The 15,180-nt window shown below is 39.5% G+C and carries 5 protein-coding genes; all 5 read right to left on the bottom strand.

All coding sequences use genetic code 11. The annotated features are described in order from the left end of the window. Window positions 1–64: 64 nt before the first annotated feature. The 5 genes from ACPF9A_RS04345 to ACPF9A_RS04325 all read right to left on the bottom strand — a co-directional run bounded on the left by ACPF9A_RS04345 (window position 65) and on the right by ACPF9A_RS04325 (window position 14,931). Window positions 65–1,123 carry a hypothetical protein gene (locus tag ACPF9A_RS04345; RefSeq protein ID WP_424001995.1) on the bottom strand — a complete coding sequence of 353 codons (1,059 nt, stop codon included), beginning with the start codon at window positions 1,121–1,123 and terminating at the stop codon, window positions 65–67. Continuing rightward, window positions 1,120–1,773 (bottom strand): hypothetical protein, encoded by a 654-nt coding sequence (locus ACPF9A_RS04340; protein WP_424001993.1) that lies wholly within the window; start codon window positions 1,771–1,773, stop codon window positions 1,120–1,122. Before ACPF9A_RS04340 ends, ACPF9A_RS04345 begins: the two co-directional genes overlap by 4 nt. Window position 1,774: 1 nt before the next feature. After that, the gene (locus ACPF9A_RS04335) at window positions 1,775–10,120 is read right to left on the bottom strand and encodes a beta strand repeat-containing protein (protein WP_424001991.1); all 8,346 of its coding nucleotides are present in this window, start codon (window positions 10,118–10,120) and stop codon (window positions 1,775–1,777) included. A gap of 237 nt (window positions 10,121–10,357) precedes the next feature. Continuing rightward, window positions 10,358–11,521: a gliding motility-associated C-terminal domain-containing protein gene (locus tag ACPF9A_RS04330; protein WP_424001989.1), complete on the bottom strand. Its 1,164-nt coding sequence runs from the start codon at window positions 11,519–11,521 to the stop codon at window positions 10,358–10,360. After that, entirely contained in the window at window positions 11,521–14,931 is a 3,411-nt protein-coding gene (locus ACPF9A_RS04325; protein WP_424001987.1) for a beta strand repeat-containing protein, read from the bottom strand. Before ACPF9A_RS04325 ends, ACPF9A_RS04330 begins: the two co-directional genes overlap by 1 nt. Window positions 14,932–15,180: the final 249 nt, after the last annotated feature.

Genomic DNA, 15,180 nt, shown 5'->3' with positions numbered 1-15,180 from the left:
TGCGTCTATACCATGATATGACGATTCAAAGTATAACGGATTGGCAGCTTTTTTTAGATGAAGATTATATGACAATATCATTCTTCAAATAGGTTACATTACCTAAGCAATCTATATTAATCGTTAACCTATCTCCAACTAAATATCCACTAACATATCCTAAACTTGCTCCGTTTTCTCTTATTTGAATTTGACTATTAGTGACCATATACATGGCGTAATCTAAATTAGTATAAGATGCATTAGTTGAAGGTGTATTGCTTAAACCAATCATAACGTATTTGTTAGATTGATCGGCAACCCAATCTAAGTGTCCGCCTGAAGTAGCGCTAATGGCATGAGTTGAAGAATACCCTTGTGCATTCCAACCTGCTGTGGCTGTTTTTATTAATTTGTTTCCATCATATGTCATAGAACCGGTCAAGATCATATCTGCAATACCAATGCTATTATTAGTTAAAGTTGTAGATGACTGTAAAACAAACCCTCCTGATAATGTGCTAGTACCTCCATTATTAGTCACTGAAATGTCATAATTACCAAAAGAAGGACCAGAAGTTACATTAGCCGTAATTTGAGAAGAACTGTTTATTGTAACCGAATTAACTGTTTGCCCGGCAATAGCTCCGTCAAAGTATGCGCCTTGAATGATTACATTTCTGGTTTCATTAGTTCCAAATATAGAACAGTTTCCAGTTCCGGCATCAGAATTTGAAACAATAGGAGTATTGCCCGGAATAGTTGGTAAAAAGTTTACATCTGGGTCAACACCATTAGAAAATGTAAAAGAACCATCAGGGTTTGTTGTGAACGTAGGTTTAATCGAAGAAACGATATATGGATTTGCTGATGTATCTGTACCAACGATAGTTACATTTTCGTCAGATATTATTTTTGTTTCATTATCCTCAGGGGTAAGTATCTGCCATGTACTACCTGTAAATTGATACAGAAAGCTATCATCAGAATTGTAAATTAACGAACCTTCATGTGGACTAACAATTGCACTTATTTCAGCTAAAGTAGCCGAATGTATAGCTGCCACGTCACCTGCGGTAGGTGTTTGGGAAAAGCCCAATCTGGCAATTGAAATTAATAATATAATTAGTATTTTTTTTATCATTTGTAAGCTTCAAAAATTATAACTAAACCATCAGCGAAACTATCAGTATTAATAGTGAATCCGTCTGAGGTAAAACTGCTAACAGTGGCAGTAGTTAAACCTAAGTTGTCTCCATTTTGGTTGGCATATCTTATCCCTATACTATGAGAACTAGATGCATATCTAGATATATCATTTATTGAATTTCCACTACCTCCATTAAAAATTACTTGTTCTGTAATTGTACCATTTTCATCTCTAGCGAATCCTTTCATACCACCGTAGGCGTTAGGTAGACCAGTTTCATTGTTTACTGTGCCATTATCAATATCCATATCATAATCTTCAACATTTGCATAGGCAACAAATGACACAGATGAAGGTTGAAATGGAATACCGGTAATTGAAGAAGAACCAGTGCTGGTTATTCTAAATGTACCGGTATATGTTTTTTTCAGTCCCATAACATTCCATGATGTACCGTCAAAAACATATACCTCGTTGTCATCGGTATTAAACACTAAAGAACCTTGTGCGGCATCTGTTGTGCTAGTGATATCACTGGTTGTGCCAGTGGTTAAGCCTACAAGTAGACCGCTATCTAATTGTGCATTGGCTGTGATGCCTATTAAAATGGCACATATATAAATAATGTATTTTGAATAATTCATATTATAAATCTAAAATAGTAAACATAAATTCAGAATCGAAACGACTTCTATCTGTACCACCATTATCATTATCACCAATGATTACCTCAAAACTTGTTGTGGTTTGGTTAGAGTAGGAGATACCTGGATCATCATTACCAACACCATTTCTACCTGGTTGTGATAATTGTATAATATAATCTGCATCAGATACTGAACCTGTAGGTAATGTAACACGATAGTAACCAATACTAATTCTAGTAACAGTAACTCCGGTTGTTGCCTTAGTTATAGTACCAGTTGAGCTGATTTTACCTATTACTTTTACAGGGTTGTAATTATCTACCCATTCTGTACCTGTAGCCGTAGAACTAAGTACTTGCCCTGCAGTACCGGCAGAATCATTTTCATCTAATACTGCACCCTCTAATTCTAAATTTTCGTTAATAATTACAGAAGTGGTACTTGTAGTTCCATCAATCCTTAGTGCTTCAACTCCGTCAACACTAAATCCTATCTGTTCATCGTTCGGACTAAACATTCCCGTATTAGTATCATCAGAGAATCTATAAGAAGGCTCTCCAACTGTTCCGTTAGAATTAAGCATTCCTTGAGAACGAATTGCGCCTGAAACTTCTAATTTATTTGAAGGTGAATTTGTTCCTACACCAAGGCTATTACTTCCATTGTCCCAAAATAATTCAGAATTTTCTTCAGTAGGGGTTCCATCAGTATCAGCAAAGAAAATAGAACCAGTAGTACCCATTAATTTATATCCAGAAAGGTCTACACCTGTCGCGCCAGCTTCCGCATTCGTTAAAGTAAGAATGTTCGTGGCACTTAAGCTTAAATCAGAAAGTTCGTTGGTTGCAGAAACATCTTCATCTGCAAGAATATGATTATCTATTTTGGTATCTACCGCCGCGATTGCGTTATCGGCATCAAGTTCGTTCTGGTTTACATCATCCTGAACAGCTGTAATATCGTCAGATTCTTCCAAAGCAGAAAGGTCAACGGTAACATCGTTACCACCTTCAATGTTTATTCCTAGTTCGCTAGCAGCCGAAAGTGTAGCGGATTCAAGATTCTGATCGTCCGTAGAAACATATCCGGAAAGATCTACACCTGTCGCACCGGCTTCTGCATTCGTTAAGGTAAGAATGTTGGTAGCACTTAAGCTAAGATCAGAAAGTTCGTTTGTTGCAGAAACATCTTCATCTGCAAGAATATGGTTATCTATTTTGGTATCTACCGCAGCAATTGCGTTATCGGCATCAAGTTCGTTCTGGTTTACATCATCCTGAACAGCTGTAATATCCGCTGATTCTTCCAAAGCAGAAAGGTCAACGGTAACATCGTTACCACCTTCAATGTTTATTCCTAGTTCGCTAGCAGCCGAAAGTGTAGCGGATTCAAGATTCTGATCGTCCGTAGAAACATATCCGGAAAGATCTACACCTGTCGCACCGGCTTCTGCATTCGTTAAGGTAAGAATGTTGGTAGCACTTAAGCTAAGATCAGAAAGTTCGTTTGTTGCAGAAACATCTTCATCTGCAAGAATATGGTTATCTATTTTGGTGTCTACCGCAGCAATTGCGTTATCGGCATCAAGTTCGTTCTGGTCAACATCATCCTGAACTGCAATAATATCGGCTGATTCTTCCAAAGCAGAAAGGTCTACGGTAACATCGTTACCACCTTCAATGTTTATTCCTAGTTCGCTAGCAGCCGAAAGCGTAGCGGATTCAAGATTCTGATCGTCCGTAGAAACATATCCTGAAAGATCTACACCGGTTGCGCCAGCTTCTGCATTGGTCAACGTAAGAATGTTCGTAGCACTTAAGCTTAGATCAGAAAGTTCGTTCGTTGCAGAAACATCTTCATCTGCTAGAATGTGAGCATCCACTTTATTGTCCACAGCTGTAATATCGGCTGATTCCTCAAGAGCAGAAAGGTCAACGGTAACATCGTTACCGCCTTCTATGTTAATACCTAGTTCGCTAGCACTCGAAAGTGTAGCGGATTCAAGATTCTGGTCGTCCGTAGAAACATATCCTGAAAGATCAACACCTGTCGCACCAGCTTCAGCGTTGGTCAACGTAAGAATATTGGTAGCGCTTAAGCTCAGGTCAGAAAGTTCGTTGGTTGCAGAAACATCTTCATCTGCAAGAATATGATTATCTATTTTGGTATCTACCGCCGCGATTGCGTTATCGGCATCAAGTTCGTTCTGGTTTACATCATCCTGAACAGCTGTAATATCGTCAGATTCTTCCAAAGCAGAAAGGTCAACGGTAACATCGTTACCACCTTCAATGTTTATTCCTAGTTCGCTAGCAGCCGAAAGTGTAGCGGATTCAAGATTCTGATCGTCCGTAGAAACATATCCGGAAAGATCTACACCTGTCGCACCGGCTTCTGCATTCGTTAAGGTAAGAATGTTGGTAGCACTTAAGCTAAGATCAGAAAGTTCGTTTGTTGCAGAAACATCTTCATCTGCAAGAATATGGTTATCTATTTTGGTATCTACCGCAGCAATTGCGTTATCGGCATCAAGTTCGTTCTGGTTTACATCATCCTGAACAGCTGTAATATCCGCTGATTCTTCCAAAGCAGAAAGGTCAACGGTAACATCGTTACCACCTTCAATGTTTATTCCTAGTTCGCTAGCAGCCGAAAGTGTAGCGGATTCAAGATTCTGATCGTCCGTAGAAACATATCCGGAAAGATCTACACCTGTCGCACCGGCTTCTGCATTCGTTAAGGTAAGAATGTTGGTAGCACTTAAGCTAAGATCAGAAAGTTCGTTTGTTGCAGAAACATCTTCATCTGCAAGAATATGGTTATCTATTTTGGTGTCTACCGCAGCAATTGCGTTATCGGCATCAAGTTCGTTCTGGTCAACATCATCCTGAACTGCAATAATATCGGCTGATTCTTCCAAAGCAGAAAGGTCTACGGTAACATCGTTACCACCTTCAATGTTTATTCCTAGTTCGCTAGCAGCCGAAAGCGTAGCGGATTCAAGATTCTGATCGTCCGTAGAAACATATCCTGAAAGATCTACACCGGTTGCGCCAGCTTCTGCATTGGTCAACGTAAGAATGTTCGTAGCACTTAAGCTTAGATCAGAAAGTTCGTTCGTTGCAGAAACATCTTCATCTGCTAGAATGTGAGCATCCACTTTATTGTCCACAGCTGTAATATCGGCTGATTCCTCAAGAGCAGAAAGGTCAACGGTAACATCGTTACCACCTTCAATGTTTATTCCTAGTTCGCTAGCAGCCGAAAGTGTAGCGGATTCAAGATTCTGATCGTCCGTAGAAACATATCCGGAAAGATCTACACCTGTCGCACCGGCTTCTGCATTCGTTAAGGTAAGAATGTTGGTAGCACTTAAGCTAAGATCAGAAAGTTCGTTTGTTGCAGAAACATCTTCATCTGCAAGAATATGGTTATCTATTTTGGTATCTACCGCAGCAATTGCGTTATCGGCATCAAGTTCGTTCTGGTTTACATCATCCTGAACAGCTGTAATATCCGCTGATTCTTCCAAAGCAGAAAGGTCAACGGTAACATCGTTACCACCTTCAATGTTTATTCCTAGTTCGCTAGCAGCCGAAAGTGTAGCGGATTCAAGATTCTGATCGTCCGTAGAAACATATCCGGAAAGATCTACACCTGTCGCACCGGCTTCTGCATTCGTTAAGGTAAGAATGTTGGTAGCACTTAAGCTAAGATCAGAAAGTTCGTTCGTTGCAGAAACATCTTCATCTGCTAGAATGTGAGCATCCACTTTATTGTCCACAGCTGTAATATCGGCTGATTCCTCAAGAGCAGAAAGGTCAACGGTAACATCGTTACCACCTTCAATGTTTATTCCTAGTTCGCTAGCAGCCGAAAGTGTAGCGGATTCAAGATTCTGATCGTCCGTAGAAACATATCCGGAAAGATCTACACCTGTCGCACCGGCTTCTGCATTCGTTAAGGTAAGAATGTTGGTAGCACTTAAGCTAAGATCAGAAAGTTCGTTTGTTGCAGAAACATCTTCATCTGCAAGAATATGGTTATCTATTTTGGTGTCTACCGCAGCAATTGCGTTATCGGCATCAAGTTCGTTCTGGTCAACATCATCCTGAACTGCAATAATATCGGCTGATTCTTCCAAAGCAGAAAGGTCTACGGTAACATCGTTACCACCTTCAATGTTTATTCCTAGTTCGCTAGCAGCCGAAAGCGTAGCGGATTCAAGATTCTGATCGTCCGTAGAAACATATCCTGAAAGATCTACACCGGTTGCGCCAGCTTCTGCATTGGTCAACGTAAGAATGTTCGTAGCACTTAAGCTTAGATCAGAAAGTTCGTTCGTTGCAGAAACATCTTCATCTGCTAGAATGTGAGCATCCACTTTATTGTCCACAGCTGTAATATCGGCTGATTCCTCAAGAGCAGAAAGGTCAACGGTAACATCGTTACCACCTTCAATGTTTATTCCTAGTTCGCTAGCAGCCGAAAGTGTAGCGGATTCAAGATTCTGATCGTCCGTAGAAACATATCCGGAAAGATCTACACCTGTCGCACCGGCTTCTGCATTCGTTAAGGTAAGAATGTTGGTAGCACTTAAGCTAAGATCAGAAAGTTCGTTTGTTGCAGAAACATCTTCATCTGCAAGAATATGGTTATCTATTTTGGTATCTACCGCAGCAATTGCGTTATCGGCATCAAGTTCGTTCTGGTTTACATCATCCTGAACAGCTGTAATATCCGCTGATTCTTCCAAAGCAGAAAGGTCAACGGTAACATCGTTACCACCTTCAATGTTTATTCCTAGTTCGCTAGCAGCCGAAAGTGTAGCGGATTCAAGATTCTGATCGTCCGTAGAAACATATCCGGAAAGATCTACACCTGTCGCACCGGCTTCTGCATTCGTTAAGGTAAGAATGTTGGTAGCACTTAAGCTAAGATCAGAAAGTTCGTTCGTTGCAGAAACATCTTCATCTGCTAGAATGTGAGCATCCACTTTATTGTCCACAGCTGTAATATCGGCTGATTCCTCAAGAGCAGAAAGGTCAACGGTAACATCGTTACCACCTTCAATGTTTATTCCTAGTTCGCTAGCAGCCGAAAGTGTAGCGGATTCAAGATTCTGATCGTCCGTAGAAACATATCCGGAAAGATCTACACCTGTCGCACCGGCTTCTGCATTCGTTAAGGTAAGAATGTTGGTAGCACTTAAGCTAAGATCAGAAAGTTCGTTTGTTGCAGAAACATCTTCATCTGCAAGAATATGGTTATCTATTTTGGTGTCTACCGCAGCAATTGCGTTATCGGCATCAAGTTCGTTCTGGTCAACATCATCCTGAACTGCAATAATATCGGCTGATTCTTCCAAAGCAGAAAGGTCTACGGTAACATCGTTACCACCTTCAATGTTTATTCCTAGTTCGCTAGCAGCCGAAAGCGTAGCGGATTCAAGATTCTGATCGTCCGTAGAAACATATCCTGAAAGATCTACACCGGTTGCGCCAGCTTCTGCATTGGTCAACGTAAGAATGTTCGTAGCACTTAAGCTTAGATCAGAAAGTTCGTTCGTTGCAGAAGTATCCTCGTCCGCAAGAATATGGGTATCTATTTTAGTGTCTACCGCTGCTATTGCGTTATCGGCATCAAGTTCGTTTTGGTCCACATCATTCTGTACGGCAATAATATCGTCAGATTCCTCCAAAGCAGAAAGGTCAACGGTAACATCGTTACCGCCTTCTATGTTAATACCTAGTTCGCTAGCACTCGAAAGTGTAGCGGATTCAAGATTCTGGTCGTCCGTAGAAACATATCCGGAAAGATCTACACCGGTTGCACCAGCTTCAGCGTTGGTCAACGTAAGAATATTGGTAGCGCTTAAGCTCAGGTCAGAAAGTTCGTTTGTTGCAGAAACATCTTCATCTGCAAGAATGTGAGCATCCACTTTATTGTCCACAGCTGTAATATCCGCTGATTCTTCCAAAGCAGAAAGGTCAACGGTAACATCGTTACCGCCTTCTATGTTAATACCTAGTTCGCTAGCACTCGAAAGAGTAGCGGATTCAAGATTCTGGTCGTCCGTAGAAACATATCCGGAAAGATCTACACCTGTCGCGCCAGCTTCCGCATTGGTCAAGGTAAGAATGTTGGTAGCGCTTAAGCTCAGGTCAGAAAGTTCGTTTGTTGCAGAAGTATCCTCGTCCGCAAGAATATGGGTATCTATTTTAGTGTCTACCGCTGCTATTGCGTTATCGGCATCAAGTTCGTTTTGGTCCACATCATTCTGTACGGCAATAATATCGTCAGATTCCTCCAAAGCAGAAAGGTCAACGGTAACATCGTTACCACCTTCAATGTTAATACCTAGTTCGCTAGTACCTGAAAGGGTAGCGGATTCAAGATTCTGGTCGTCAGTAGAAACATATCCTGAAAGATCTACACCTGTTGCACCAGCTTCTGCGTTGGTCAACGTAAGAATATTGGTAGCACTTAAGCTCAGGTCAGAAAGTTCGTTTGTTGCAGAAATATCTTCATCTGCAAGAATGTGAGCATCCACTTTATTGTCAACAGCTGTAATATCGGCTGATTCTTCCAAAGCAGAAAGGTCAACGGTAACATCGTTACCACCTTCTATGTTAATACCTAGTTCGCTAGCACTCGAAAGTGTAGCGGATTCAAGATTCTGATCATCCGTAGAAACATATCCTGAAAGATCAACACCTGTCGCGCCAGCTTCCGCATTCGTTAACGTAAGAATGTTGGTGGCACTTAAGCTTAGGTCTGAAAGTTCGTTAGTTGCGGAAACATCTTCATCTGCAAGAATGTGAGCATCCACTTTATTGTCAACAGCTGTAATATCGGCTGATTCCTCAAGAGCAGAAAGGTCAACGGTAACATCGTTACCACCTTCAATGTTTATACCTAGTTCGCTAGCACTCGAAAGTGTAGCGGATTCAAGATTCTGGTCATCCGTAGAAACATATCCTGAAAGATCTACACCTGTCGCACCAACTTCTGCGTTGGTCAACGTAAGAATGTTCGTAGCACTTAAGCTCAGGTCAGAAAGTTCGTTTGTTGCAGAAACATCCTCATCTGCAATAATATGATTGTCTATTTTGGTATCTACCGCTGCTATTGCGTTATCGGCATCAAGTTCGTTCTGGTTTACATCATCCTGAACAGCTGTAATATCCGCTGATTCTTCCAAAGCAGAAAGGTCAACGGTAACATTGTTACCACCCTCTATGTTTATACCTAGTTCGCTAGTACCAGAAAGGGTAGCGGATTCAAGATTCTGATCGTCCGTAGAAACATATCCTGAAAGATCTACACCTGTTGCGCCAGCTTCAGCATTCGTTAAGGTAAGAATGTTGGTAGCACTTAAGCTCAGGTCAGAAAGTTCGTTTGTTGCAGAAGTATCCTCGTCCGCAATAATATGGTTATCTATTTTAGTATCTACCGCTGCTATTGCGTTATCGGCATCTAGTTCGTTTTGATTTATATCCGCCTGAATAGCAGTATCATCATATGCAAGTCCGCTAATATTAGTGCTTACATCGCCACCGGCATCAGATACGGTTAAGTTTGTTCCGTCAAAAGAGATTCCTGTATTAAAATCATCTGTTGCGTCTGTATCTAAATTTGCAGGTAGGTCACTTAAATCATTGAAACTTCCTGAAAAATCATCGGCAGCATTATCATCAAATGCTGATAAATCGACCGTTGTTGCATTTGGATCGTTAGATAGTGTTAATACTCCCGAAGTATAATTTAAAGTTTGAATTTCATTTTGGTCATCTGCATCTGCATCATCTACATTGATTGCAATAGCGTTACCGTTATCAATACTAATATTCCCAGGTGTATTGTCGGTCTGTAAATTTTGATTGTCAGTACTAACGATAGAAATAACTGTTTCTATTCCGTTTTCGTTGGTATAGGTGTATGTGCCATCACCATTATCTGCAAGTGTAGATATGGTTTGTGCTGCCCCATTAAAGGTTACATTATTTCCGTTTCCGTCAGAAAGTGTAATGGTTCCATTGCCGTTATCAGTAAATGAAAATGAAGAAGTAGAATTGCCATCGCAAAGGTTTGTCCATATCAATCCGTTATAGTAATGCACACATTGCGTGTCGGTATTATAAACTACTGCACCGTTTAGCGGATTAATTGCTTGCATTTGAGCTGTAGTAAGTCTCGTAAGCACAAGTGCTTTATCTGTACTTTCTAATTCGACAATAGAAGCGGAATTTATAATATTGGGGTTCTGACCTATTTTCACCTGTGCATTTGCACAGAAAGAAATAAAAACGAAGAGTAATAGAAATTTAATTTTTGTAGACATCTAAATATTGGGGAATATGTTATCATCTGTAAAAATAAAACCGTCTATGTAGGAAAAATATATTATGTTGTGAACCTAAGGGAATATGTTGGGAAACCCGATAAACCTTTCATTACATCGTTGAAATATGCGTTTAATCTAGGGGTAAAAGAATATAAATGTGTAGGAAGCTATTTTTATGGTAAGATATTTCTTTCGAATAAAGTTGATTGGAAATCAACTAAATAGCTGAATTGGTTATCTAGATAGGTATAAAAAGCCTTGATAATTTAAGTCGCCTTCAGGAATGTAAATCGTATAAAAATAGACGCCAGTAGGCAAGCCTTTTTCTTCACCGAAAGGGACATTGTTCAGATTAGAAAATCCGACAAAATCATCTACGTAATCTGTTTTTTCGAACACTTTTAGTCCGTAGCGATCATAGATTTGAAGAAAATTACTATCATAATCTTCTAATTCTTCTATGTAAAAGCTGTCGTTGATACCGTCTCCATTTACAGAAACAAAGAAGTTATCTATAAAAAGTACGTCTCTAGATAAAGGTTCGAACGGACTTTTAGACACCCCGAACGATAAAAGTTCGTAATCATCTGGTGTAAACGATTCGGTAGTAACAAAGCCTTCATTTACGGCACCTACGGGTGCACTGCCAATTAAATTGACCCATTGCTGCGAAGCTTTGCTCCAGCCAACAGGTATAATATCATCTACATTTTCTGTTAAGCTACTTAAATTGCTACGCAAATTCCAGCTTAAGGTTACGGTAGAGGCAACGGTACCTTCTAAACGCCAAAATTCTGTATCGCTCACAATTTCTACATCTAACGCTGTTGAAGCTGTGCTATAAGAACCTGATAAAGAAGCTGGGCTGTTGGCATCTTCATAAAAATAAGCGCATTTAGCAAACAGATTTACACTCTCAGAATTAATTAGTAACGGTCTTAAAAATTGCACATCACCTACCGGGAAACCAAAGTTTTGCTGATTGGTAATTGCCGCGTACCCTTCTATTTTACTAAAGTCATTTTCGCCACTATAAAACGAGTTGTCTACGAAATTGTAAAAAATATCTGGTTGGGTTAGGGGAGTAAGAATACTACCAAAAATGAAATTGGTGTTATTGATATTGTCCATACCAAGGTTCAGCTGCATATTATTCTCCAAAGCAATTTCCATATCATAGAACTGCGGAGTAACACTGCCCGAAACGGTCAATAGCTCAGAACCGTAAAAACCAGCTAGCCCAAGGTTGTTGTCCGTCGGCGATTCATTAATAAGGTTGGTATGAAAACCAATTTGCCCACCTTCGTGTATGCGTAAGTTGCCGTTATTGTATAATGCTGTTTGGGCAGATAGAGTTGCCGAAAACAGAAAGAAAAGTATGTGTGTGTATGTATTCATTAGTCGTTCTGCTTTTCTAATAACATGGTTTTGATCTCTGCCATTTGGGCTTTTAACCCCTCTAATTCTGTACTCATGTTAGTATTGGCACTCTGCAATTCTTTAATTTTCTTTTCTTGCTCAATAGTATGCAAAAATAGTTCTTCTATTTTTTCTAGGTTAACTCTAGATGCCTCTCCTAAATCCCAAAAACCTTGCTCTTTAACTGCTGCTGCAGATTTGATGCCAGGTAAGTGGTTGTTCTCTTTTACAAATTTTTCAATTTCAGACAAGTTGGAAAATTCATAATTTGGATTCAAAATAGAATTGCCTAAGAAATATTTTTGGAAAACGTAATCTGGTACGGTGATATAAGCTGTCGCTGAAATTGTTCCATCTGCTATGATGTCGCCATCTACATGTAATCTGGCACCAACTGCAGTACCTGTAGCAAAAGTTGGTCCGATACCTATATTTTGGGTTGGGTCAATAATCATTGCTTCTTCTCCATCAGTTGAAAATCTTAAATAATCAACTAAATTCCCTCGAAAAATTCCTGTATCAGAATCATTGTAAAACCCTAATGAAGGAGCTCCGGCACTACCGTTGCTTGCGGCAAAACCATTTCTTGCTCTAATTTGACCATCGACATCTAATTTATCTTGAGGAGAAATATTTCCAATTCCAACATTGCTATTTGCGCCAGCAAAAGAAAGCACGCTATTAGTAATATCAAAAGTTAAATTATTTTCGTCTAAATCATATGTTCTATCAGCGGTTTGAATTAAGTTGGTGTTAGATAAATTATCGCCAGCATTTAATCCATCAATTTCGGTTTGAATTTCTACAATAGCTGCTTGTACATCGGTACTAACAGTATTTCCAACAGCAGTAAAAGGAACTGCCGATGCAATCTGGTTATCGGTATTTATGGTGTGAGTCAGGTCTGAAATTTGACTTTCCGTAATTGTTAAGTTTGTATCATTGATATCGACAAGGATTTCGTTGTTGACAGCATCCTCGGTCACAGTAATCTTGTTTGAGCCGGCATTTATGCTTCTAAATTCAAGATCGACACCATTTTTTTGAATAAAAACTGGAACTCCTGCAATTCCTTGATTTGAAGCTGTATTTGTTTCGCCAGTAATGGTGATTCCATCAATTTCGGTTTGAATTTCTACAATAGCGGCTTGTACATCGGTACTAACGGTATTTCCAACTGCAGTAAAAGGAACAGCTGAAGCAATCTGATTATCTGTATTGATAGTGTGAGTTAGGTCTGAAATTTGGCTTTCCGATATCGCTAGGTTTGTGTCAACGATATCCACCAGGATTTCGTTATTGATAGCATCTTCGGTAACGGTTATTTTATTTGAGCCTGCATTTACACTTCTGAATTCAAGATCTGCAACATTTTTTTGAATGAAAACAGGAACTCCTGCAATCCCTTGATTTGAAGCTGTATTGGTTTCGCCAGTAATGGTAATTCCATCAATTTCCGTTTGAATTTCTACAATAGCGGCCTGCACATCTGTACTTGTTGTATTTCCTACTGCAGTAAAAGGAACTGCCGATGCAATCTGATTATCGGTATTGATAGTGTGAGTTAGGTCTGAAATTTGGCTTTCTCTTATTGTTAGGTTTGTATCATTGATATCGACAAGGATTTCATTGTTGACAGCATCCTCGGTCACAGTAATTTTGTTTGAGCCAGCATTTACGCTTCTGAATTCAAGATCGGCGCCATTCTTTTGAATAAAAGTTGGTACTCCTGCAATGCCTTGGTTAGAAGCTGTATTAGTTTCGCCTCCTGCAACAGTTATTCCGTCGATTTCAGTCTGTAATTCAGCAATTGCATTTTGTACATCGGTACTTATTGTATTGCCAATTGGTGTAAAAGCTACTTCACTTGCATTCTGGTCATCATCACCTCCTCCAGTCCCATTTGGTGCTGCTACCCAAGTTACTGCACCTGCTACTGTACTTAAAAACTGACCATTAAGGCCTGGTTCAATTTTAATAGGTGTAACCGCTTCATCTTCAATTGCAAACTCACCAATATTATTCATGGTAACATCACCACCTACGGCAACAGCTGTTGGTGTGGTTGCTGCATTACCTACAAAAATAAATCCATCATTTAAATTTGATGTCGCTGTTGTTATTGTACTAAGGTCAACATCATTACCACCAGAAATAGCTAAAGTGTTGCCTGAAAGTGTTAGGTTTTGACTATCAGTATTAACAGTTCCTTCAGGTATATCAATCCATCCTACAACCCCAGCAGTACTGGTAGTTAAAATTTGAGTATTTACGGGTGCAGCTGCTGCAGGGGCAATATCGAGGGTAGAAATAGTACCATTTAAAATGTTTGCCGTTCTAACCGAGTTGTCTGCCAACTTAATGTTAGTAACTGCATTATTCGCTAATTCTTCAGTGTCAATACCACCTGCGTTAACGTCTAAAGTATATGGGTTTGTATCTGTACCACCCCCATAACGTACCAAGGTACCATCATAAGCATTTAAAATTTCATTTCCAACAATACCATCAACTTCTGCAGCTGCGGCAGGAAGGGTAACCGTTCCGCCATTGGTCAGACTAATTTGAGTGCCTGCTGGGTTAATACTCAAAGTCTGTAAATACGTAGAAAGATCTATATCTACTTCGTCATTTTCTAAACTTAGAATATTGTTATCTAAGCTCAATTGCTGATCATCAGAACCTATTAAAGCTTCTAAGCTAATGGTAGAAACTCCCGCTATGGTAGATCTGGCAATAGTCAGCGTAGTATCTAATTTGTTGAACGTTAAATCGAAAAGTCCGTCAGTGTCTTCCCATTGTACAATACCGTTTTCATCTGTAGTCAATACTTGTCCCGGTATAAAATTGGCAATATCTGCAGGGGCAATGCTGCCATCTCTAATTTCTTCAGATCCGACCGCGTTTTGTCTTATTTCACTAGAACCGACAGATTCGGCTGCAAGTTTATCTTGGGTAATCGAATTATCTTGAATATCATCTGGCCCTATACCGCCATCAACAATGTTATCGCCTAAAATACTGTTCTTGGCAACTTCTAAATTATAACCACCAGCAGATTCTGTTATTTCGATAGTGCTTCTTCCGTTAATTATGGGATCGTTGGTGATTTCAAAATTTACAGCATCGCACAAATTCACCCATTGGGTACCATCGTAATAATTGATACATTCGGTATCGGTGTTATAAACCATACCACCACGTTGGGGTGTAATAGCTTCCATCTCTAAGGTAGTTACACGGGTAATGACCAATACTTTAGAAGTGCTTTCAAGCTCTAAAACCGATGAAGTATCAATATTTTGGGGGTTGTCACCTATTTTTATTTGTCCGAATACGGTAGGTATTGTTACTATGGTAAAAAAAATAAAGAATATTATTGCTTTCATACTTAGTGTCTTAAGACGAGAAAATAGTGATGAACAAAAATAGAATTATCTTCTTAATACCCTTTATTTATAAGTTGAAATAATAGGGTAATGGGTTAAAGAACATCAATCTTCGTTGAAAGGGGTCAATTTCGATGCCAAATTTAGGAAAAGGTCAAATGTGCTGCTGATCAAGGCAGATTAAGAAATTAACAAAAGTTTATTGACGGGTTTTTTTTTATGAAGATTACAAATCTTTTCTTTATCTTT

Source organism: Maribacter sp. IgM3_T14_3, from assembly GCF_049603095.1.
Lineage (GTDB): Bacteria > Bacteroidota > Bacteroidia > Flavobacteriales > Flavobacteriaceae > Maribacter.
Note: the sequence above shows the minus strand (reverse complement) of the source record. Positions and strands in the feature narration are given on the sequence as shown.

What these genes read in the sequence shown, in the direction of transcription:
- ACPF9A_RS04345 (WP_424001995.1), bottom strand. Translation starts at nt 1,123, where the DNA reads ATGATAAAAAAAATACTAATTATATTATTAATTTCAATTGCCAGATTG.
- ACPF9A_RS04325 (WP_424001987.1), bottom strand. Translation starts at nt 14,931, where the DNA reads ATGAAAGCAATAATATTCTTTATTTTTTTTACCATAGTAACAATACCT.
- ACPF9A_RS04335 (WP_424001991.1), bottom strand. Translation starts at nt 10,120, where the DNA reads ATGTCTACAAAAATTAAATTTCTATTACTCTTCGTTTTTATTTCTTTC.
- ACPF9A_RS04330 (WP_424001989.1), bottom strand. Translation starts at nt 11,521, where the DNA reads ATGAATACATACACACACATACTTTTCTTTCTGTTTTCGGCAACTCTA.
- ACPF9A_RS04340 (WP_424001993.1), bottom strand. Translation starts at nt 1,773, where the DNA reads ATGAATTATTCAAAATACATTATTTATATATGTGCCATTTTAATAGGC.